This is a genomic window from Bifidobacterium sp. JNUCC 75 (genome assembly GCF_054819865.1).
In genome coordinates this window covers 373049-395208 of the sequence record NZ_JBTHIF010000001.1, presented here as the reverse complement: position 1 = coordinate 395208, position 22160 = coordinate 373049, and the positions used below count along the sequence as shown (strand labels likewise).

Genomic DNA, 22160 nt, shown 5'->3' with positions numbered 1-22160 from the left:
ATGTCACGCAAAGGACCAGCTAAAAAGCACCAGCTCCTGCCCGATCCCATCTACGGTTCCACCGTGGTGGCCCAGCTGATCAACAAGATCCTGCTGGACGGCAAGAAGTCCATCGCCGAGAACATCGTCTACACCGCCCTGGAGCAGGTCAAGGAGAAGACCGACCAGGAGCCTGTGGCCGTGCTCAAGCGCGCCCTGGACAACATTCGTCCCAGCCTGGAGGTTCGCAGCCGTCGTGTCGGCGGCGCCACCTATCAGGTCCCCGTCGAGGTCAAGCCGAACCGCGCCAATACGCTCTCGTTGCGGTGGCTGACCGATTACAGCCGCGCCCGTCGTGAGAAGACCATGTCGGAGCGACTGGCCAACGAGATCCTTGATGCCTCCAACGGCCTGGGTGCTGCGGTCAAGCGCCGCGAGGACACCCACAAGATGGCCGAGGCCAACAAGGCGTTCGCCCACTATCGCTGGTAATCCCAAGAGAGCGAGAACAAGGAATTATGGCACAAGACGTGCTCACGGACCTGACCAAGGTCCGCAACATCGGCATCATGGCCCACATCGATGCCGGCAAGACAACGACGACCGAGCGTATCCTCTACTACACCGGCGTCAACTACAAGATTGGCGAGACTCACGACGGCGCCTCCACCATGGACTGGATGGACCAGGAGAAGGAACGTGGCATCACGATCACCTCCGCCGCCATCACGGCCTTCTGGAACCGTCAGTCCCACGATCCTGAGGATCGCTACCAGATCAACATCATCGACACCCCCGGCCACGTGGACTTCACCGCCGAGGTGGAGCGCTCCCTGCGTGTGCTCGATGGCGCTGTGGCGGTGTTCGACGGCAAGGAGGGCGTGGAGCCCCAGTCCGAGACCGTCTGGCGTCAGGCCGACAAGTACAGCGTGCCCCGCATCTGCTTCATCAACAAGATGGACAAGCTGGGCGCCGACTTCTACTACTCGGTGGACACCATCAAGGACAAGCTGGGCGTCAAGCCGCTGGTCATGCAGTTGCCCATCGGCGCTGAGAGCGACTTCCACGGCGTGGTCGACCTGGTGCGCATGGTGGCCTACTACTGGAAGGACGAGGCCGACCTGGGCGCCAAGTACGACACCATCGACATCCCCGACGACCTTAAGGACAAGGCTGAGCAGTACCACACCGAGCTGCTTGAGGCCGTGGCCGAGTCGGATGAGGATCTGCTGGAGAAGTATCTGGGCGGTGAGGAGATCTCCCAGCAGGAGATCCGCACCGCTGTGCGCAAGATGACCATCGAGCAGTCGGCCTTCCCGGTCTTCTGCGGATCCGCCTTCAAGGACAAGGGCGTGCAGCCCATGCTGGACGCGGTCGTGGACTACCTGCCCAGCCCCGAGGACGTGCCGGCCATCAAGGGCTACAAGATCGGCGACGAGTCCGTCGAGATCGACCGCAAGCCCACCGTGGACGAGCCCTTCTCGGCCCTGGCCTTCAAGGTGGCCACCCACCCCTTCTACGGCAAGCTGATCTACGTGCGCGTCTACTCCGGCAAGGTGGCCCAGGGCGAAACGGTCCTGGACTCCACCAAGGACAAGAAGGAGCGCGTCGGCAAGCTCTTCCAGATGCACTCCAACAAGGAGAATCCGGTCGACGAGGCCATCGCCGGCAACATCTACGCCTTCGTCGGGCTCAAGAACGTCACCACGGGTGACACCCTGTGTGACGAGAAGGCACCGCTGGTGCTGGAATCCATGACCTTCCCCGATCCTGTGATCGAGGTGGCCGTGGAGCCCAAGACCAAGGCTGACCAGGAGAAGATGGGCATCGCCCTGCAGAAGCTCTCCGAGGAGGATCCCACCTTCCAGGTCAAGACCGACGAAGAATCCGGCCAGACCCTGATCTCCGGCATGGGCGAGCTCCAGCTGGACATCCTGGTGGATCGCATGCGCCGCGAGTTCCATGTGGAATGCAACGTGGGCAAGCCCCAGGTGGCTTACCGCGAGACCATCCGCAAGCCCGTCATGAACCAGGAGTACACCCACAAGAAGCAGACCGGCGGTTCCGGCCAGTTCGCCAAGGTGCTCATGAACTTCGAGCCCCTGGACACTTCCGAGGGCGAGTCCTACATCTTCGAAAACAAGGTCACCGGCGGCCACATCACCAAGGAGTTCATCCCCTCGGTCGATGCGGGCGTGCAGGAGGCCATGGAGTCCGGCGTGCTGGCAGGCTTCCCGGTCGTGGGCGTCAAAGCCACCCTGACCGATGGCCAGATCCACGAGGTCGACTCTTCGGAGATGGCCTTCAAGATCGCCGGCTCCATGTGCTTCAAGGAGGCCGCTCCCAAGGCCAAGCCCGTCATCCTCGAGCCCATCATGGCCGTCGAGGTCCGTACTCCCGAGGAGTACATGGGCGACGTCATGGGCGACATCAACTCCCGTCGTGGCTCCATCCAGTCCATGACCGACGCCACCGGCGTCAAGGTCATCGATGCCAAGGTGCCCCTGTCGGAGATGTTCGGCTACATCGGCGACCTTAGGTCCAAGACCCAGGGTCGTGCCATGTTCACCATGCAGATGGACTCCTACGCTGAGGTTCCCAAGACTGTCAGCGACGAGATCATCAAGGCCCAGCGAGGCGAGTAATGCCGGTCTGGTCCGCCGCCACGGCGGGCCGCCGCAAAAAGGCTCTTCTGTCACAAGTCGGCGTTACACTCTTGTAGCGCTGACTGGGCGGAGGGCAAAAGTGGCAAAGAACCCGATAACCCAGTAATATGTAGCGAGTGCTCTGTGCGTGGTTCGCGCAGGCAACCTACGAGACGTCCAGGAGGACAAAACACAATGGCAAAGGAAAAGTACGAGCGGACCAAGCCGCACGTTAACATTGGCACCATCGGCCACGTCGATCACGGCAAGACCACCCTGACCGCGGCCATCTCCAAGGTGCTGCATGAGGAGTACCCGGACGTCAACCCCGAGTACGATTTCGCTCAGATCGACGCTGCTCCTGAGGAGAAGGAGCGCGGCATCACCATCAACATCGCGCACATCGAGTACCAGACCGCCAAGCGCCATTACGCCCACGTGGACTGCCCCGGGCACGCCGACTTCGTCAAGAACATGATCACCGGCGCTGCTCAGATGGATGGCGCCATCCTGGTGGTCGCCGCCACCGATGGCCCCATGGCCCAGACTCGTGAGCACGTGCTGCTGGCCCGCCAGGTCGGCGTGCCGAAGATCCTGGTCGCCCTGAACAAGTGCGACATGGTCGACGACGAAGAGCTGATCGAGCTGGTCGAGGAGGAAGTCCGCGATCTGCTGGACGAGAACGGCTTCGACCGCGACTGCCCCGTCATCCGCACCTCCGCCTACGGCGCCCTGCATGACGATGCCCCTGACCACGACAAGTGGGTCCAGACCATCAAGGACCTCATGGATGCCGTCGACGACTACATCCCCACCCCGGTCCACGACCTGGACAAGCCCTTCCTGATGCCCATCGAGGACGTCTTCACCATCTCCGGCCGCGGCACCGTGGTGACCGGCCGTGTCGAGCGTGGCAAGCTGCCCGTGAACACCAACGTGGAGATCGTCGGCCTGCGTGACACCCAGTCCACCACCGTCACCTCCATCGAGACCTTCCACAAGCAGATGGACGAGGCCGAGGCCGGTGACAACACCGGTCTGCTGCTGCGCGGCATCGGCCGTGAGGACGTCGAGCGCGGCCAGGTTGTGGCTGCTCCCGGCACCGTGACACCTCACCACAAGTTCGAGGGCGAGGTCTATGTGCTGACCAAGGACGAGGGTGGACGCCACTCGCCGTTCTTCTCCAACTACCGTCCGCAGTTCTACTTCCGGACCACCGACGTCACCGGCGTCATCACCCTGCCTGAGGGCGTGGAGATGGTTCAGCCCGGCGATCACGCCACCTTCTCCGTCGAGCTGATTCAGCCCGTCGCCATGGAGGAGGGCCTGACCTTCGCTGTTCGTGAAGGCGGCCACACGGTCGGCTCAGGTCGAGTCACCAAGATCATCGAGTAGGATTGCCTGTCGCTTATCGACACGATCCAATGACGGGGCCCGGAATCCTTCCTGTGATTCCGGGCCCCGCCCATTTCCGGCAGGCCTCGCCGCCGGACCAGCTGTGGTGTTCATGCGCCGTGGCATAATAGGCGAGGATTTATCGCGAGCGGGCCTGATCCTGTAAGGCCCGGTGCTTTCGGCAGATGGCCAGGAGCCCTCCGAAGGAACGTTCATCAGAATGAGGTGGTATCAAGGTGGCACAGACTTCCAATGACATCAAGAACGGATCGGTCATCAACCTGGACGGCAAGCTTTGGACCGTCATCAAGTTCCAGCACGTCAAGCCCGGCAAGGGACCGGCCTTTGTGCGCACGACCATCAAGGACGTCCTCACAGGTAAGATTGTGGACCGCACTTTTAACGCGGGTATGAAGATGGACTTCGAGACCGTGGACAACCGGACCATGCAGTACTCCTACCGCGACGGGGACTCCTTCGTCTTCATGGACATGAACACCTACGAGCAGGTCTACATCCCCGAGGCCCTGGTCGGCGATCAGGAGCGCTTCCTGCTTGAGGGCACCGACTGCATCATCAGCTTCCATGACGGCAACCCTCTGTCCGTGGAACTGCCTGCATCCGTGGTGCTGACCGTGACGGCAACCGAGCCCGGCGTGCAGGGCAACCGCTCCAATGCCGGCACCAAGCCCGCTACTGTGGAGACCGGGGCCGAGATTCAGGTGCCCCTCTTCGTAGGCGAGGGTGAGAAGGTCAAGGTGGACACCCGCGACGGCTCCTACCTGGGCCGCGAGAACTGAGTCAGGCAGAAACCACACATCCATGGCACGTTCCACAGCCCGCAAGCGGGCCTTGAATACCCTGTATGAGGCCGATGAGAAGAGCCAGGATTTCCTTTCCCTGCTGGAAGAGCGCAAGGTTCGGCCGGGGGCTCAGACACCTCTGCCTGCTTATGCGGTGACCATTGTCGAGGGTGTGGCAAAGCATCGTCGAGATATCGATGAGGCTCTGCAAACCCATTCCACCCGATGGCCGCTGAGCCGGATGCATGCCATTGACCGCAACATTCTGCGTATCGCCGCCTGGGAGATGCTCTACAACCCCGAGGTTCCTGACAAGGTGGCCATCGATGAGGCCCTTTCTTTGGCCAAGACACTTTCGGATGCCGATGCTCCCTCCTTCATCCACGGCGTTCTCAGCGCCCTGGAGCAGGAGAAGGATGAGCATCAGGCTCGTCGTGAGCAAGCCGATCGAATCGCTGCCCTGGCTGATGCCGAGGCCGATGCGGACGTTTCGGATGATGAATCCGACAAGGCAAAGCCAGGGGTTGCAGCCTCCGAGCCTGTTCCCCTCGAGGATGCCCATGCTGACAGCGAGTCGGATTCGGCAGCGATTGGATCCGAAGGAGGGGACTCCGACCAGGTTCTTGACCATACTGTCGACCAGTCGGCCCCCAGCTTGGACCAGCTGAAACTGACCTTGCCGGAGGAACTTACCCCCGATGCGGATCGTCCTTCGGGCAACTGACAATGATTCGGATAAAGGCCGACCGATGCCCGCTAACTATCTGGGCATCAGGTCGGCCTTTTGCCCTATTCGGACTGGTTGACCAGCGGTCTATCCTGGAAGATTTGACCAACCATTTTTTTGGCAGGGTCTGCCGGCATAATCCATGGGGGTCATTAATATGGGTGCGAATATCCGCGGTAATCAAGGGGGTTCGGTGAACCTGAAAGACACCAACACCATCACCTCCGATAGCCGTTTCTCCAATCGTGCCTTGCTCATCCTTGAGGATGGGGAAGTGTATGTGGGGAGAGCCTTCGGAGCGGTGGGCACTACCATAGGTGAAATTGTTTTCTCGACCGGAATGACTGGGTATCAAGAAACCCTGACGGATCCTAGCTATGCTCGGCAGATCGTTGTGCAGACCTTCCCCCACATCGGTAATACCGGCGTCAATGACCAGGATGGGGAGTCAGACAGGATCTGGGTGGCAGGGTATGTAGTCCGGGAACCCAGCCCCAACGTCAGCAACTGGCGGGCCCGGGGCAGTCTCCATGACCAGCTGGTCGATCAGGGCATCGTCGGTATCAGTCACATAGACACCCGCCGGCTCGTGCGACACTTGCGTTCTGCAGGTGTCATGCGGGCCGGTATTTTTTCAGGCCCGGACCCAATGCTTAACGGCGGCGGCAGGTCCAGGACCATGCAGGAACTCCTTGACCAGGTCCGTTCGGCCCCCAAGATGAGCGGGTCCCATCTGACCGGCGAGGTCAGCACGCACAGGTCCTATATCGTCGAACCAGTCGGAGACCGTCAGGCGAAAGAGCCTGTCTGCACGGTGGCGGCGGTGGATTTGGGAATCAAGTCCATGACCCCTCACAGGCTGGCTGAGCGAGGGTGCAGGGTCCACGTACTTCCCGTCGACACCACCATCGAGCAGATAAGGGCCCTGCGGCCTGACGGGGTTTTCTTCTCCAACGGTCCAGGCGACCCATCGACCGCAGACGAGGAGGTGTCGCTCCTCAGGCAAGTTTTGGATGCCGGGCTGCCATTCTTCGGCATCTGCCTGGGCAACCAGCTTCTGGGCCGTGCCCTGGGCTTCGAGACCTATAAGCTGAAATTCGGTCATCGCGGCATCAATCAGCCGGTCATGGATCTCAGCACTGGCAAGGTTGAGATCACCGCCCATAATCACGGATTCGCAGTCAAGGCACCCAAGGGGGACCCAGTGCCCTCACCGTATGGTGAAGGCCGATATGGCCGTGTCCGGGTGTCTCATGTCGATCTCAACGACGGCGTGGTCGAGGGTCTGGAGTGTCTGGACATTCCGGCCTTCTCCGTTCAGTACCATCCGGAGGCGGCGGCTGGTCCGCACGATGCCTCCTATCTGTTTGACAGGTTCGTCACTTTGATGCAGGACGCCAGGGAAGGGAAGGCACATGCCTAAGCGGCAGGACATCCATTCAGTCATGGTTATCGGCTCGGGGCCCATCGTCATCGGGCAAGCGGCCGAGTTCGACTATTCGGGGACCCAGGCCTGCCGGGTGCTGCGCGAAGAGGGGATTCGTGTCATCCTGGTCAATTCCAATCCCGCCACCATCATGACGGACCCCGAGATGGCCGATGCTACCTACATCGAGCCCATCGCCCTGCCCTTCCTGGAGCGGATCATTGCCAAGGAGCGGCCTGACGCGCTTCTGCCCACCCTGGGCGGCCAGACCGCTCTGAACGCTGCCGTGGAGCTGGGCAAGGCTGGCGTGCTGGAGCGCTATGGGGTTGAGCTGATCGGCGCTTCGCTGGAGGCCATCGACAGGGGAGAGGACCGCGAGCTCTTCAAGCAGGTGGTGGACCAGGCCGGCGCCGAGTCGGCCAAGTCCCGTATTGCCCACAGCCTGGATGAGGCCGAGGCAGTAGCCGCTGAACTGGGCTACCCCCTGGTTGTTCGTCCATCCTTCACCATGGGCGGCCTGGGCTCGGGCATCGCGCACGATCGCGAGGAGTTGAGGCGGATCGCCGGCGCTGGCATCCATTATTCGCCTACCGATGAGATTCTTCTGGAGGAGGGCATCGAGGGGTGGAAGGAGTATGAGCTGGAGCTCATGCGGGACCGCCTGGACAATGTGGTTGTGGTCTGCCCCATCGAGAATGTGGACCCGGTCGGCGTGCACACCGGTGACTCCATCACCGTGGCCCCGGTTTTCACCCTGACCGACCGGGAGTATCAGCGCATGCGCGACATCGGCATCGCCATCATCCGCGGCGTTGGGGTGGATACGGGTGGCTGCAACATCCAGTTCGCCGTCAACCCAAAGAATGGCCGGATCATTGTCATCGAAATGAATCCCCGTGTTTCGCGCTCCTCGGCTCTGGCATCCAAGGCCACCGGCTTCCCCATCGCTAAGATCGCGGTCAAGCTGGCCCTTGGGTATACCCTGGATGAGATCGAGAACGACATCACCCGCTCAACGCCTGCCTCCTTCGAACCGACCATCGACTATGTGGTCACCAAGATCCCGCGTTTCACCTTCGAGAAGTTCCCCGGGGCGGACACGACTCTGACCACCTCGATGAAGTCCGTAGGCGAGGCCATGGCCCTGGCCGGAAACTTCCGTGAATCCCTGGGCAAGGCCATGCGCTCCATCGACAAGCGGCACATGACCTTCTCCTGGGATGGCCCCCGGCCCGACCAGGCCGAAACGGATCGGCTGCTGGAGGCCATGCACACCCCCACCGAGCACCGCTACCTGCAGATCCAGCGGGCCTTCTGGGGCGGAGCCACCGTGGAGCAGGTTCACCAGGCCACCAGGATCGACCCCTGGTTCCTGGAGCAGATCAGCATGATCAATGACCTGGCGCTTCAGGTGCGCCAGTCCGAAGTACTGGACGAGGACCTGCTGCGCCGTGCCAAGCAATCGGGACTGAGCGACCTGCAGATCGCCCACCTGCGCGGTATGGGCGACCAGGGCGAGGCGGTCGTCAGGGAGCTGCGTTGGGCCTTCGGCCTTCATCCTGTCTACAAGACTGTGGATACCTGCGCAGCCGAGTTCGATGCCGTCACGCCCTACTACTACTCCTGCTACGCCGACGAGTCCGAGTTGCGACCCCGTCAACGTGAGGCGGTCATCATCCTGGGCTCGGGCCCCAACCGGATCGGCCAGGGGGTCGAGTTTGACTACACCTGCGTGCACGCCGTCCAGGAGCTGGGCAAGGACTATGACACCATCATGGTCAACTGCAATCCCGAGACGGTCTCCACTGACTATGACATGTCGGACAGGCTCTATTTCGAGCCGCTGACTTTCGAGGACGTTCTGGAGATCTACCGGGCCGAGAAGGCCATGGGACCTGTCAAAGGGGTTATCGTCCAGCTGGGCGGTCAGACGCCCCTGTCTCTGGCGGCCAGGCTCAAGGCGGCTGGGGTGCCCATCCTGGGGACCAGCCCCGAATCCATCGACCTGGCCGAGAACCGTGAGCTCTTCGGTCAGGTGCTCAGCAAGGAGCATCTGAACGCCCCCCGGTACGGCACCGCTCTTTCCCTGGATGAGGCCAGGGATGCGGCACATGCCATCGGCTATCCGGTTCTGGTCAGGCCCTCTTACGTACTGGGCGGACGAGGCATGGAGATCGTCTATGACGACCAGCAGCTGGGCACCTACGTGGATCGAGCCTTGGAGGAAGCCAAGGCCGATACAGTGGTCTCCGGCCGGCTGCCCTCGCCCCTGTTGATTGACAAGTTCCTTCAGGATGCCATCGAGATCGATGTGGATGCTCTTTATGACGGGCAGGAACTCTACATCGGCGGAATCATGGAGCATGTGGAGGAGGCTGGGGTCCATTCCGGTGATGCAGCCTGCACCCTGCCGCCATCCACGCTCTCCGACGACCAGATCAACCGGCTGCGGCAGGCCACCCTGGCAATAGCCCAAGGCTGCGGGGTTCGGGGGCTGATCAATGTTCAGTATGCCTTCATGGCCAACACCCTCTATGTGATCGAGGCAAATCCCCGCGCCTCCCGGACGGTTCCTTTCGCTTCCAAAGCCACAGGTACGGCACTGGCCAAGGCTGCGGCGCGAATCATGGTGGGGGAGACTATCGAGCAGCAACGAGCCAATGGCCTGCTCCTGCCTGTCGGCGACGGCGGCATGGTCCGTGTAGGTCAGCCTGTGGCGGTCAAGGAGTCGGTATTGCCCTTCAAGCGCTTCCGCACTCCGGTTGGCCGGACCGTGGACATTCTGCTGGGCCCGGAGATGCGCTCCACCGGAGAGGTCATGGGCTTCGATCGGGACTTCCCCCACGCCTTCGCCAAGAGCCAGCTGGCCGCCTACCAGGGCGGATTGCCCTCCGGCGGGGTCGCCTTCCTGTCGGTCAATGATGCGGACAAGCGTCAGTTGCCTATGCTGGCCGCTCGTCTGCTGGAGCAGGGCTTCAGCATCTGCGCCACCAGTGGCACGGCCTCCGTCCTGCGCCGGTACGGCTTTGACGTGGCTGTTGTCGACAAGATCAGCGACGAGGAGGAGCAAGGTCGGCCCTTCACTGATGCTGATGGGGTCAGGCACATGGGCCGTAATCCAGTCCAGTTAATTGAGGATGGGGCCATCGACATGATCCTCAATACCCCCAGTTCCAGGGGTTCGCGCTCTGACGGCTATCTGATCCGGGTCGCCGCCATAGCTGCCGATCTGCCGCAGTTCACCACCGTCACCGAATTCTCAGCCGCCCTGATGGCCATTGACGTGGTCAAAAAGGACGACTACGAGGTCATGAGCATCCAGGAACACGCGGCCCGGTTGCTTGAGCTGGAGAAGGCCAGGTAGGTTCTGGCTATATGATTGACCCATGCTCCGGTCCAGATATGCCGGAGAGTGACCTTTAGGAAAGGAAGTGGCCGTGTCAGCAATCAGCGGTGCCGATATGTCGAGTCAGGACCCTTCGGGAGAACAGACCGGGGGGACGGGGAAGACGGGCGGCCGGCTGATCGTGTTGACAGGGCCCACGGCCGTAGGCAAGGGCACAGTGGAAGCAGCCCTGCGTCATGCCCACCCGGAAGTTTGGGTCTCCGTCTCGGCCACCACCCGGGCGCCGCGTCCGGGCGAGAAGGACGGCATCACCTACTGGTTCTTGGACGAGCAGGAGTTTGCCCGCAGGGAAGCCGCCGGAGACTTTCTGGAGACCGCCTTGGTTCATGGCATGTCCCACTATGGCACCCCGCTGCAGCCTGTCCTGGACCATCTGGCGGCAGGGGTGCCCACAATTCTGGAGATCGACCTGCAGGGGGCGCACCGAGTTCGCGAACGTGCCAAGGAGCTGGGCCTGGAAGTCTTCTATGTGTTCCTGGCGCCGCCCTCATTCCAGGACCTGGTCACCAGGCTGAACATGCGGGGAACCGAAAATGAGGAGCAACGGGCCCGAAGGCTGGAGACCGCCAAGGTGGAGCTGGCCTCAGAGGATCAGTTCGACCAGGTCATAGTCAACGACAACGTGGATAAAGCCGCCCAGGCTCTCTGGGCGATAATCGCCAAGGAATACGGTCTCTGAGCATCAGGCCTTTACTTGGCCTTACTCCAGAAGAGTCGAAAATCCCCCAATCGGGTAAGAGCCCGATTGGGGGATTTTCGATCTATCAGTCCAGACCGGACAACCGGTTGATCAGATCCGGGTCGCGTGTGGCGCCCTTGTCTGCAGAGCGGGCGAAAGCGGCGTATGCCTTCAGCGCCAGTGAGACTTTGCGGTCCCTGTGGGCCACATAGCCTTCGCCGGCCTCCAGTTCTGCGCGGCGCTGGGCGAGTTCCTCATCGCTCAGCTCGACGTCTACACGCCGGTTGGGGATGTCGATGCGGATCATGTCGCCGTTGCGAATCAGGGCGATGGGGCCCTTGTTGGCTGCTTCAGGAGCGATATGGCCAATGGCCAGGCCTGATGAGCCGCCGGAGTAGCGGCCGTCGGTCAGCAGGGCAACGTCCTTGCCGATTCCCTTGCCTTTGACGAATGAGGTCGGATAGAGCATCTCCTGCATGCCTGGGCCGCCCTTGGGTCCTTCGTAACGGATGACCAGGGCCTGACCCTTGTGCAGGGTGCCGTTCAGTATGACCTCAACGGCCTGCTCCTGTGATTCGACCACCAGGGCCGGTCCGCGGAAGTTCCAGATTTCCTTGGGCACGCCTGCAGTCTTGACCACGCAGCCATCGGGGGCCAGGTTGCCGCGCAGTATAGCCAAGCCGCCTTCAGAGACGGCCGGGTGGTCCAGGTCGTGAATGGCGCCGTTGACGCGGTCGGTGTCCAGGTCCTCCCACTCCTTGGACTGGTTGAAAGGCTCAGGGGAGGTGATGTGCCCGGGCGCTGCGTGGTAGAGCTCCTTGGCCTGATCCAGACAGGTGGGGCGCATGATGTCCCAGTCGTTGAGCTTGGACTCCAGATCAGGGTAGTCGATGGAATGCGTGTCCTGGTGAAGGACACCGCCACGGTCCAGCTCGCCCAGGATGCCGCAGATGCCGCCGGCGCGGTGAACGTCCGATATCTCCCAGTCTCCGGAGGGAGAGGCCTTGCAGATGCAGGGGACCGTGTGGGAGATGCGCTCGATGTCGTCCAGGGTGAAGTCCACATCCGCCGACTGCGCGGCAGCCAGGATGTGCAGGACGGTGTTGGTGGATCCGCCCATGGCCACATCCATGGTCATCGCATTTTCGAAGGCTTTCTTGGTAGCGATGGAACGCGGCAGGACCGAGTCGTCGTCATCCTGGTAGTATCGGTTGGCAATCTCGACGACCAGCTTGCCGGCACGCTCGAAGAGCATCTTCCGTGCTGTGTGTGAGGCCAGGGTGGTGCCGTTGCCGGGCAGGGCCAGACCCATGGCTTCGGTCAGACAGTTCATGGAGTTGGCGGTGAACATGCCGGCGCAGGACCCGCAGGTGGGGCAGACCGTCTTCTCCAAGGCCAGCAGGCCCGCATCGTCAATGCTGTCATCCGCCGAGGCATACATGACGTCAATCAGGTCCGTGCTCTCCTGGACTGTCCCGTCTGGCATGACGGTACGTCCGGCTTCCATGGGGCCACCGGAGACGAAGACTGTAGGAATGTTCAGACGTAGAGCGGCCATGAGCATGCCGGGGGTGATCTTGTCACAGTTGGAAATGCAGATCAGGGCATCGGCGCAGTGGGCGTTGACCGAGTATTCCACAGCGTCAGCAATCAGGTCACGGCTGGGCAGAGAATAAAGCATGCCGGTATGGCCCATGGCGATGCCGTCGTCCACAGCAATGGTGTTGAACTCGCGGGGGATGCCACCCGCTTCCTTGACGGCCTTGGAGACCAGACGCCCCACCTTGTTCAGGTGAACGTGACCAGGCACGAACTCGGAGAAGGAATTAGCGATGGCCACGATGGGCTTGCCGAAGTCCTCGCCCTTGACGCCAGCGGCACGATAGAGAGCACGGGCGCCCGCGAACTCTCGTTCCTTCATTAATTTGGCTGATCGCATCTGCATAGTTTCATTCAAGTGAACGTGGACGGTGACGGCTCGAACATGACCACATGTTGGAATTTCCGGCGTGTTCACACTGCTTTTCCCGGCAGAGAAGCCTTCAGGGCTAAAATCGAGCCCGGGCGATAAAATCATACAGATTGAATGAATGGTTCATCCAGTTGAATTGGAGAAACATCTTATGGCATTCGGTACCGAGCCCCATCCGCAGGGATTTGCGAATCCACCCATCGACGACCTCATGAAGCACGCCGATTCGAAGTATGCACTGTCCATTTTCGCGGCCAAGCGGGCCCGTCAAATCAATTCCTATTTCACGCAGCTCAATGAGGGCCTGCTGCAGAACGTCGGTCCTCTGGTCGAATACCAGAACCAGGAGAAGCCTTTGTCCATCGCCTTCCGCGAGATCAACGAGGGCCTGCTTGAGGAGACCCTGGGCGAGGACGATCTGAGCGAAGGCAACTGAGCCTTTCGACTCTTGGTACAGGGTCCTCGGGCGGTGACGGTTTCTAGACAAAGGTGAATGAAATGACAGAGCGACGGCTGATTTCGGCTGAATCAGTGACCGAGGGCCATCCAGACAAGGTCTGCGACCAGATTTCCGATGCCATTCTGGACGATCTGATTGCCCAGGATCCGCACTCGCATGTAGCTGTGGAGACCTCGGCGGCCACTGGCCTCTTCTTCGTTTTCGGAGAGGTATCGTCTCAGGGCTACACGGATATCCAGTCCCAGGTCCGGTCCGTGCTGCGTAGAATCGGCTACACCTCCTCAGATATTGGTCTGGATGCGGATTCCTGCGGCGTGACCGTGGCTCTGAGCGAGCAGAGCAAGGAAATCAACCAGGGCGTGGAGCGGCTGTCGGCCAGCCAGGAGAGCGCCGCCACCCGTGAGGAGCGTTACCAGTCCCAGGGGGCCGGCGACCAGGGGGTCATGTTTGGGTACGCATGCGATGAAACCGACACACTCATGCCTCTGCCCATATACCTGGCCCATCAGCTGGCCTTCCGGCTGGCACAGGTGCGCAAGGAGGGGATCATTCCCCACCTGCGGCCTGACGGCAAAACTCAGGTCACCATCGAATACGATGAGGATGACCGTCCTCGTCGGGTGGACACGGTCCTCATCTCCACCCAGCACGATCCCGAGGTTGGGCGCGACTGGCTGCAGGAGCAGTTGATGGAGCACGTCATTACGCCCGTGCTGGATCGCGTCTGCGGCAAGGCCGTCGAGCACCAGGGCTACCGGGTGCTGGTCAATCCGACCGGTTCCTTTATTCTAGGTGGCCCTGCGGCTGACGCAGGACTGACCGGACGCAAGATCATCGTGGACACCTATGGTGGTGCGGCCCATCACGGAGGCGGTGCCTTCTCCGGCAAGGATCCCAGCAAGGTAGACCGGTCCGCTGCCTACGCAGCGCGTTGGGTGGCTAAGAACATCGTGGCCGCTGGACTGGCGCACAAGGTCGAGGTCCAGGTGGCCTATGCCATTGGCGTGGCCGATCCGGTCAGCGTCAACGTTGAGACCTACGGCACCGAGCAGGGTGTCACTCGGGAGCAGATCCAGGAGGCCGTGCGCAAGGTCTTCGACCTGCGGCCTGCCGCCATCATCGATGAACTGGATTTGTTGAGGCCTATTTACGCCAAGACTGCAGCTTACGGGCACTTCGGCCGGGAGGATCCCGACTTCACCTGGGAGCAGGTGGACAAGGTTGGCGAGCTCAAGGCCGCCATCGGCATGACCAGGTAGCAGCTGTTCATCAAGAGCCACGGCGGGTTCCCGGGTCATCAACTGGGGAATTCGCCGTGGCTCTCTTAATCGTGAAAGCGAGAGGATCAGCCATGGATTCGCAGGCCGTCAGTCAGCCCGCCCTGGATGGTCTTGCCCCACGTCGTCGTACGAGCAGCAGTCGAAAGAGGCCCCCGCGCCGACCAGCCGATGAACTCCCCGTGGCACGGGTGGTGTTGGATGTCCAGGCTACTCATCTGGGCGGGACCTTCGATTATCTGGTGGACGCTGACCAGGCCGATCATGCACAGCCGGGATGTCTGGTTCGCGTTCGATTCGGGGCGCGCAGGGTCAATGGCATCATCTGGGAACGCGTCTCAGACAGCCAGGTTCCTCGCGCATCCTTACGCTATCTGGAGCGGGTGGTGTTGGATCGCAGTCTGATCTCACCTTCTTTGCGCGCGGACATCACTGCTATCGCCAGAGCCTATGGGGGTACTGAAGCCAACATTCTGCGTCTGGCCCTGCCCCCTCGCATCGCCCGGATCGACAAGGAGCAGCAGCTGGTTCCCGGTCAACCCCGGTTGGCATCCGACCCCAGCTGGGTGGCCGGGCTGGCCCAGCGACAGAAGGACCTGAAACAAAGACTTGATCCGGGCTATCAGGGGCTGGAGAAATTGGATCAGTCGCTGGAAGAGGATGCCTTCGCTGCTTTTCTGACTGACATTCTGCCTGGCGTGGACCAGGCCGCCCTGTTGGCTGCCAGGGTATTGATTGGCGCACTGCTTGCCGGCCGAGCGGCGGTTGTGGTGCTGCCGGGCACCCGTCAGGTGGCTCACCTGTCTGCAGTTCTCCAGCAGCTGGGACTGCGTCCCTTTGGACCTTCTGTCTCAGCAGGTCCGGGCCAACAGGAGGCACGCGGCTGGTCCGGTGATTTCGCCATTCTGGACAGCGGCATGGCTCCCGCCGAGCGCTACAGGGCCTATCTTGCTCTGGCTTCCGGTCAGGTCCGTTGCGCCATCGGGCTGCGGGCCGCCATGTACGCGCCGGTGGAGGGTCCTGCCCTCTTCGCTCTTATGGATGATGCCAGTTACCAGTACGCCGACGGGATGATGCCATACGCCAACGCCCGCGGAGTGTTGAGATTGCGAGCGCGTGCCCACGGCGGTGTCTTCCTGGCCATGGCCCGTGCTAGAAGCGTGCGTTCCCACTGGGAGAGTCTGCCCGAGGCCACCGAGGCGGACTCTGGTGTGACTGGTCCAGGCACCGCCTTGACGCTTGATCGGTCTGCTGTGACGACCCTGCTTCCTTGGATTCGCTGGCTGAACCGGAAGGAACTGAGCCATATGGCCGACCCGACCGTGGGCGCCCGGGTTCCGCATACCGCCGTCGCCGTTATGAACAAAGCCTTGGAGCGTGGTCCGGTTCTGCTGTCCATCCCTCAGGACGGCATATTCGAAAGCCTGAGTTGCGCTCGCTGCCATCATCAAGCTCGTTGCCCGCGCTGTACCGGACCCCTGCGGGCACGGCGGCCTGGTGCGCCCCGATGCGCCTGGTGCGGTGCTGCGGCTACGGACTGGTCCTGCCCGGATTGCGGGGGTTCACGGCTTCGGGTGGTCAGGGTAGGCGCCGCTGGGACGGCGCAGGAGCTGCGCATGCTCTTCAGAAATGTGCCAATCGTCACCTCTTCGCCCAGTCAGCCCCGCGGGGTGGTAGAGAGCGTGCGGGATCGTCCCAGTCTGGTCATTGCCACTCCAGGCGCCGAGCCAAGGGTGGTCGGCTCGGGCGTCGATGGCAACAAAGCAGATACAGACGATCCTGATCTGCCCAGGCTGTCGCGAGGATACCGGGCCGTAGCCATTCTGGATGCCTGGACCAGCCTGTATGCCCCTGGCATCGATGCGCGCATGGACACCCTGGGAGCCTGGATGCGCGTGGCCTCCTTCTGTCGCCCCCGGGCCCAGGGAGGTCAAGTGCTCCTGCTGGGGGAGTGCGATCCCCAGCTGGCCCAGGCGCTGATGACCTGGCAGGGGCCGGTATTGGCCGCTGCGGATCTGGAGGATCGGCGGCTGACTGCCATGCCCCCTGCGGTTGGCATGGCTGCGATCTGGGGTGAAAGGGAGGCCGTCGTCTGGATGCTTGACGCAGTCGGGATTGCGCCGGGTCAGGAGGCTGTCACAGATGCTGGCACTGAACCTGTTCCTGCCCTGCTTGGGCCTGTGCCCATACCTGCTCCCTCCACACTGAAAGCCGGCTATCTGGAGGGAACCCAGGACAGGGTCCGAGCCTTGGTGCGGGTACCCACTAGCCGCCGGGACAAGTTGGCTGACGATCTCAAGCAGGCTCAGGCCAAGTACGTGGCCGGTCGCGGGCGAGGAGAGCTGCGCTTCCGGATGGATCCCAAGGATCTGACCTGATTTGTCGCTTCAGGCGCATACGCACAGGGTCTATGCGGCGTGGTTTCATGAGGGGGCGCGGGCAGAGGCGCATATGAACGGATTCAGGAAAGGCGGAGAGTCATGAAGGGATGGCCGGGCGAGATCCGGGTTGAGGCAGATGTGATCAAGGCTGAGCAGGAAGCGGCTCAGGCCCAAGGTCAACCCATTGAACAGGTCATCTTTGACTTCGGCAACGTCCTGATTCGTTGGCAGCCCGAGATGGCCATGGTGGCCCGATACGGGCACAAAAGTATCGAGGCCATGTTGGATGACAGCCGTTCCGGCTTCTACCGGGCCAACAACATGATGGACGGCGGAGCCACCTGTGCCCAGGCCCTTGACTGGGTAGCCGCCAACTGCGGAGCCCCTTGGGATGACATGTTCGCCTACTATTGTGACCACTTTGTCGATTCGCTGACAGGCCCTGTGCCCGGGGCCCGCATGCTGGTGGAGGATCTGAAAGCAGCAGGCCTGGGTGTCTGGGGGTTGACCAACTGGAGTGCCGAGCTCTTCCATCACGCCTGGGACGGCGACTCCTTCCTGCATGGGCTGGACGGGGTGGTGGTCTCCGGGCCCATCCACATGCTCAAGCCCGACCCGGCCATCTACCGGTATGCCCTGGACCAGTTCGGAATCCAGGCTGACAGGGCCCTCTTCGTGGATGACAAGGGTATGAATGTAGTCGGTGCAAACAAGGCCGGCATCCGCAGCCTAAGATTCAGTGACCCCTACGGGCTGCGCACCGCCCTGATCGAGGCAGGAGTGAACATTCCTCAGGTGCAGTGAAAGTGTAGTGGTCCAAAGCCGTCAGATGAAAAGGAGGTTGCCGATATGGTCATGACATTGCTGTTTGCGGGCACGCCTCAGGTCGCCTTGCCATCTCTGAGATTGCTGGCGGCCGACCAGGAGCATTTCCGGGTTGCTGCCGTGCTTACCAGACCCGACGCTCCCCAGGGGCGTGGAAGGCATCTGCATCCCAGTCCGGTCAAGGCTGAAGCCCTGAAGCTGGGGATCCCCGTTCTCGAGAACAACCCATCCGATCCGGATTTTCCGGCGCGGCTGCAGGATACGGGTGCCAGCTGTGCGGCCGTCGTGGCTTACGGACGGATCCTGCGTCAGCCGGTCCTGGATGCCTTTGAAGGCGGTTGGTATAACCTGCACTTTTCTCTGCTGCCGCAGTGGCGGGGGGCAGCGCCGGTCCAGCGGGCCATTTGGGCCGGGGATACCATCACTGGGGCCACGGTCTTCAGGCTGACGGCCGGCATGGATGAAGGGCCTATCCTGGCTCAGTCCACGGTGGAGATTGGACCGCACGAGACCTCGGGCGAGCTGCTGGATCGGCTGGCCAAGGATGGATCCCACCTGCTGGCTGCCAGCCTGGAAGCCCTTGCTGAAGGTCGGATTCAACCCAAGGAGCAGACGCAGGGCGCCTATCAGGTGGCCGCCAAAATCACCCACCAGGATGCTCGCATGCGCTTCGACGTACCCGTCTTTGCCCTGGATCGGCAGGTTCGAGCATGCAGCCCAGAGCCCGGAGCTTGGTGTCTGTATCGGCAAGGCGATGACCCGCAGGACAAGCAGACAGGGCTGACCGTGCTCAGGGCGGCACCTGCCCGAGGGGACGAGCCCGGACTTCCTGAGCATCTGGAGCCTGGGCGTCTTGCCATGGACCGCCGCCACCTCTGGGTGGGCACCAAAACCCTGCCCCTGGAGTTGCAGATGGTCAAGGCTGCCGGCAAGCGTGCCATGAAGGCTATGGACTGGGCCCGTGGAGCTCGGTTGGAAGAGGGAGCCCGCTGCAACTGAGCCTTTCCGCCAGGCTGGCTGTCCAGACCGAGCGGGAATTCCAGGGACGGACGAAGGAGAGAAGCCATGCAGTCCGATGATGTTGATCAGGCCGACGATATAAATGACCGGGATCAGGCCGGGGATCGCCGCAACCGGGCCCTGGCTGCGGCGCTTACCAGGGCTGCCAAGGAGCTGGCCAAGGCCAAGAGCCAGTTGGCCCAGCTGGGTCAGCCGCCCTTGACGGTTGCCCTGGCCTTGGGCGTTGATTCTGTCGCTTATGACAGCCAGGGGATACAACAGGCCCGCCTGCTGATTCTGAACGGTTCCAGGCGGATGGTGGTGCCCCTGGCGCCTGATATCCGCGCCGAGCGGATCAGGGCTGGCCAGGAGGTTCTGCTCAACGCCGATATGGTGGTGGTGCGTGTGGGCGATCAGCCGGTGACTGGGCAGGTTCGCACGCTGTGCGAGACCTTGGAATCCGGTGCCTTGCTGGTGGAAGACCCCTCCGGGCAGACCCGCGTCGCCGCACGTGCAGGATCTCTGCAGGACCAGCCTATCGAGGCGGGTAGCGCCTTGCTCATGGACGAAAGCTGTTCAATGGCCCTGGCTGTTCTGCCTGAGTCGGACCAATCCGACATGCTGCTGGAGGAGACTCCTGACGTGGACTTCTCTGATATTGGCGGCTTGGACAGGCAGATTGAGCGTATCCGTGATGCTGTCCAGCTGCCCTACCAGCATGCCGATTTGATGCGTCGTTACGGGCTTCAGGCCCCCAAGGGTGTTCTGCTCTATGGGCCGCCCGGCAATGGCAAGACCATGATTGCCAAGGCCCTGGCCCGCGCCCTGGCTCAGGAGAGCGACGGCCATGGGGTTTTTCTGTCGGTCAAGGGCCCCGAGGTGCTCAACAAGTTCGTGGGCGAGTCCGAACGGCTGATCCGCCGTCTCTTCGCCCGGGCCCGCAGCTTGGCAGGCCAGGGTGGACCAGTGGTGGTCTTCATCGACGAGATGGATGCTCTGTTGCGCACTCGGGGGTCAGGCATCTCATCGGATGTGGAGACCACCATCGTCCCCCAGTTCCTGACCGAGCTGGACGGTGTCGAGTCCTTGGACCAGGTCATGGTCATCGGCGCCTCCAACCGCATCGACATGATTGACCCGGCGGTTCTGCGCCCGGGACGGCTGGATGTCAAGATCCGCATCGATCGGCCCGACAGGACCAGGTCAGCCGCCATCCTGGGCAAGTATCTGGGCTCAGACATGCCCATGGAGGATGATGCCGGTCCGGAGGATCTGATCCAGGTGCTGGTCGACGGGCTCTTCGCTCGGGATGATGACCATCTGCTGGGCAAAATCATGGATGCCACGGGCCGCTGGCAGCCCCTCTACCTGGAGTCTGTGGTCTCCGGCGCCATGCTGCATAACCTGGTTGATCGGGTCAAGACCATGGCGGTCAAGGCCTCAATCGAACAGGGTCGACCGGTGGGTCTTGACCGTGGGCTCTGCATGAGGGCTGTCCGTGGGCAGTATGAGGACACTCTTGAGGAGCTCCGCGGCCAGGACCCGAACCGTTGGGCCGATCTGGCCGGACTGCGTCCAGGGCAGGTCCAGGAGGTTCGCCCTGTCGACGGGCCAGGGGAGCGGTCATGAGTGCCGGGCGGGTTATGGGTACCGAGACGGAGTACGCCATTGCCGACCCTCAGGATCCTGGCGCTGATCCACGTGCTCTGGCCCTGCGTCTGGTAAGGGCCGCCGCCCATCCGGACCTGGCCCACATTCGCTGGGACTACGGAGGTGAGGATCCGGTCAATGATGCCAGGGGAGGTCGGTTGCCGCGTTCCGCTGCCGCTCCGAGCATGCTCACGGATGCGCCCGGTGCACGGCTGATCGATGTGGCAGCTCCCAACGGTGCCCGGATTTACGTGGATCATGCCCATCCCGAGTATGCTTCGGCCGAAACGGTGAATGCTTTCGATGCGCTGGTCCAGGACCGTGCGGGTGATCGGATGATGGCCCAGGCAGCAGAGAGGGCAGGGGGCCTGGCGCTCTACAAGAACAACGTGGACGGCAAGGGTGCTGCCTGGGGATCCCATGAGAACTATTTGATGGACAGGGCGGTGCCCTTTGCCAGAGTAGCGGCCCTGATGACCATTCATTTCGTCACCAGGCAGATTTATACCGGTTCGGGCAGAGTGGGCCTGGGACCCAGGAGCGAGGAGGCTGGCTTCCAGCTCAGCCAGCGCGCCGACTATCTGACCAGCCGCATTGGACTGCAGACCACCTTCGGGCGGCCAATCATCAATACCAGGGACGAGTCGCATGCAGGGCCGGACAGTCGCCGTCTCCATGTGATTGTGGGCGACGCCAACCGGCTGGATGCCCCCCTGGTTCTCAAGCTGGGGACCACCGATCTGCTGCTGGGACTCTTGGAATCCGAGGGCGATTCGACCCGCCAAATCGATGAGCTGTTGGATCGCTGGACCCTGGATGATCCGGTGTCTGCACTGCACACGGTTTCCCGTGATGTCACGTTGGCCAAGCCGCTTGCTCTGGCAAACGGAGGCAGCGCCGATGCGCTGACCATCCAAAAGGCACTCCTGGATGCGGCCCGCCAGGCCAGACGGGATGCCGACCAGCCAGGTTGTGCCGACGACCGGGTTTTGAACCTTTGGGACCAGGTGCTCAAGGATCTGGCTGTGGTGCGTTCGGGCGACGACGAGGCCCGTCTTGCTATGACCGATCAGGCGGGAAGATTGGAATGGTTGCTCAAATGGCAGCTTTTGGAGCGCCTGCGCCGTCGCCGGGCCATACCGGACTGGTCGGATCCCCGTCTGGCGGCCCTGGATTTGGCCTGGGCACGGGTGGATCCCGGCCGTGATCTGCCCTGGCGACTCAGAGGATCCATCCTGCGACTGGCAGATCCCGGCCAGATCACCAAGGCCATGGACCAGGGGCCGGAGCAGACCCGGGCCTGGTGCCGTTCCCAGTTGCTCCACCGCTGCCCTGATGCGGTCAGGGGCATCTCCTGGAGTCGTGTCATTCTTGAGGAGCAGGGACCGGAGGGAGAGCCTAGGACCAGGGTTGTGGATCTGTCCGATCCTCTGAGCCACACACGGTCTTCCTGCCGGGATGACCGCGACATATACTGCTCGTAGCGCAGACAATAGTCCGATATCCGACCGGACGACCACCGGTGGACCACGGTCG

Annotated in this window: 15 protein-coding genes and 1 pseudogene; 15 read left to right on the top strand and 1 reads right to left on the bottom strand. The window is 62.1% G+C overall.

What is annotated here, in order from left to right; all coding sequences use genetic code 11:
- The 8 genes and pseudogenes from rpsG to gmk all read left to right on the top strand — a co-directional run bounded on the left by rpsG (position 1) and on the right by gmk (position 11060).
- Positions 1 to 471 carry a 30S ribosomal protein S7 gene (rpsG, locus tag ACVWNW_RS01640; protein ID WP_015022140.1) on the top strand — a complete coding sequence of 157 codons (471 nt, stop codon included), beginning with the start codon at positions 1 to 3 and terminating at the stop codon, positions 469 to 471.
- Positions 472 to 497: 26 nt separating this feature from the next.
- A complete protein-coding gene (fusA, locus tag ACVWNW_RS01635) occupies positions 498 to 2624 on the top strand; it encodes an elongation factor G (RefSeq protein WP_198190989.1) in 2127 nt (708 codons plus the stop codon).
- A 195-nt stretch (positions 2625 to 2819) separates the two neighbouring features.
- The gene (tuf, locus tag ACVWNW_RS01630) at positions 2820 to 4019 is read left to right on the top strand and encodes an elongation factor Tu (RefSeq protein ID WP_015022138.1); all 1200 of its coding nucleotides are present in this window, start codon (positions 2820 to 2822) and stop codon (positions 4017 to 4019) included.
- Positions 4020 to 4255: 236 nt separating this feature from the next.
- Positions 4256 to 4819, top strand: a complete 564-nt coding sequence (gene efp, locus ACVWNW_RS01625) for an elongation factor P (RefSeq protein WP_454482640.1) — start codon at positions 4256 to 4258, stop codon at positions 4817 to 4819.
- 22 nt (positions 4820 to 4841) lie between these two features.
- Positions 4842 to 5318: pseudogene (gene nusB, locus ACVWNW_RS01620) on the top strand (transcription antitermination factor NusB); the annotation flags it as partial.
- Between the two features lie 424 nt (positions 5319 to 5742).
- A complete protein-coding gene (gene carA, locus ACVWNW_RS01615) occupies positions 5743 to 6972 on the top strand; it encodes a glutamine-hydrolyzing carbamoyl-phosphate synthase small subunit (protein WP_454482638.1) in 1230 nt (409 codons plus the stop codon).
- On the top strand, positions 6965 to 10339 hold the full coding sequence (carB, locus tag ACVWNW_RS01610) for a carbamoyl-phosphate synthase large subunit (protein WP_454482636.1): 3375 nt from the start codon (positions 6965 to 6967) through the stop codon (positions 10337 to 10339). The genes carA and carB overlap by 8 nt, the downstream gene beginning before the upstream one ends.
- 97 nt (positions 10340 to 10436) lie before the next feature.
- The gene (gene gmk / locus ACVWNW_RS01605) at positions 10437 to 11060 is read left to right on the top strand and encodes a guanylate kinase (protein ID WP_454483331.1); all 624 of its coding nucleotides are present in this window, start codon (positions 10437 to 10439) and stop codon (positions 11058 to 11060) included.
- Between the two features lie 85 nt (positions 11061 to 11145).
- On the opposite strand, the gene ilvD is transcribed toward gmk, so the two are convergent.
- A complete protein-coding gene (gene ilvD / locus ACVWNW_RS01600) occupies positions 11146 to 13005 on the bottom strand; it encodes a dihydroxy-acid dehydratase (protein ID WP_029678603.1) in 1860 nt (619 codons plus the stop codon).
- Between the two features lie 178 nt (positions 13006 to 13183).
- Here ilvD and rpoZ point away from each other — a divergent pair, with 178 nt between their 5' ends.
- The 7 genes from rpoZ to dop all read left to right on the top strand — a co-directional run bounded on the left by rpoZ (position 13184) and on the right by dop (position 22108).
- Positions 13184 to 13468 (top strand): DNA-directed RNA polymerase subunit omega, encoded by a 285-nt coding sequence (gene rpoZ, locus ACVWNW_RS01595; RefSeq protein WP_015022131.1) that lies wholly within the window; start codon positions 13184 to 13186, stop codon positions 13466 to 13468.
- Between the two features lie 62 nt (positions 13469 to 13530).
- The gene (gene metK / locus ACVWNW_RS01590; RefSeq protein ID WP_046323134.1) at positions 13531 to 14751 is read left to right on the top strand and encodes a methionine adenosyltransferase; all 1221 of its coding nucleotides are present in this window, start codon (positions 13531 to 13533) and stop codon (positions 14749 to 14751) included.
- 92 nt (positions 14752 to 14843) lie between these two features.
- On the top strand, positions 14844 to 17147 hold the full coding sequence (locus tag ACVWNW_RS01585) for a primosomal protein N' family DNA-binding protein (RefSeq protein WP_454482633.1): 2304 nt from the start codon (positions 14844 to 14846) through the stop codon (positions 17145 to 17147).
- Between the two features lie 102 nt (positions 17148 to 17249).
- On the top strand, positions 17250 to 17954 hold the full coding sequence (locus ACVWNW_RS01580) for an HAD family hydrolase (protein ID WP_144177404.1): 705 nt from the start codon (positions 17250 to 17252) through the stop codon (positions 17952 to 17954).
- 45 nt (positions 17955 to 17999) lie between these two features.
- Positions 18000 to 18974 (top strand): methionyl-tRNA formyltransferase, encoded by a 975-nt coding sequence (gene fmt / locus ACVWNW_RS01575; RefSeq protein ID WP_454482630.1) that lies wholly within the window; start codon positions 18000 to 18002, stop codon positions 18972 to 18974.
- A 66-nt stretch (positions 18975 to 19040) separates the two neighbouring features.
- A complete protein-coding gene (gene arc, locus ACVWNW_RS01570) occupies positions 19041 to 20603 on the top strand; it encodes a proteasome ATPase (protein ID WP_454482628.1) in 1563 nt (520 codons plus the stop codon).
- 14 nt (positions 20604 to 20617) lie between these two features.
- Positions 20618 to 22108 (top strand): depupylase/deamidase Dop, encoded by a 1491-nt coding sequence (dop, locus tag ACVWNW_RS01565; protein WP_461196302.1) that lies wholly within the window; start codon positions 20618 to 20620, stop codon positions 22106 to 22108.
- The last annotated feature ends 52 nt before the right edge of the window (positions 22109 to 22160 follow it).

What these genes read in the sequence shown, in the direction of transcription:
- rpsG (WP_015022140.1), top strand. Translation starts at nt 1, where the DNA reads ATGTCACGCAAAGGACCAGCTAAAAAGCACCAGCTCCTGCCCGATCCC.
- fusA (WP_198190989.1), top strand. Translation starts at nt 498, where the DNA reads ATGGCACAAGACGTGCTCACGGACCTGACCAAGGTCCGCAACATCGGC.
- tuf (WP_015022138.1), top strand. Translation starts at nt 2,820, where the DNA reads ATGGCAAAGGAAAAGTACGAGCGGACCAAGCCGCACGTTAACATTGGC.
- carB (WP_454482636.1), top strand. Translation starts at nt 6,965, where the DNA reads ATGCCTAAGCGGCAGGACATCCATTCAGTCATGGTTATCGGCTCGGGG.
- gmk (WP_454483331.1), top strand. Translation starts at nt 10,437, where the DNA reads ATGTCGAGTCAGGACCCTTCGGGAGAACAGACCGGGGGGACGGGGAAG.
- ilvD (WP_029678603.1), bottom strand. Translation starts at nt 13,005, where the DNA reads ATGCAGATGCGATCAGCCAAATTAATGAAGGAACGAGAGTTCGCGGGC.
- rpoZ (WP_015022131.1), top strand. Translation starts at nt 13,184, where the DNA reads ATGGCATTCGGTACCGAGCCCCATCCGCAGGGATTTGCGAATCCACCC.
- metK (WP_046323134.1), top strand. Translation starts at nt 13,531, where the DNA reads ATGACAGAGCGACGGCTGATTTCGGCTGAATCAGTGACCGAGGGCCAT.
- ACVWNW_RS01585 (WP_454482633.1), top strand. Translation starts at nt 14,844, where the DNA reads ATGGATTCGCAGGCCGTCAGTCAGCCCGCCCTGGATGGTCTTGCCCCA.
- ACVWNW_RS01580 (WP_144177404.1), top strand. Translation starts at nt 17,250, where the DNA reads ATGAAGGGATGGCCGGGCGAGATCCGGGTTGAGGCAGATGTGATCAAG.
- fmt (WP_454482630.1), top strand. Translation starts at nt 18,000, where the DNA reads ATGGTCATGACATTGCTGTTTGCGGGCACGCCTCAGGTCGCCTTGCCA.
- arc (WP_454482628.1), top strand. Translation starts at nt 19,041, where the DNA reads ATGCAGTCCGATGATGTTGATCAGGCCGACGATATAAATGACCGGGAT.
- dop (WP_461196302.1), top strand. Translation starts at nt 20,618, where the DNA reads ATGGGTACCGAGACGGAGTACGCCATTGCCGACCCTCAGGATCCTGGC.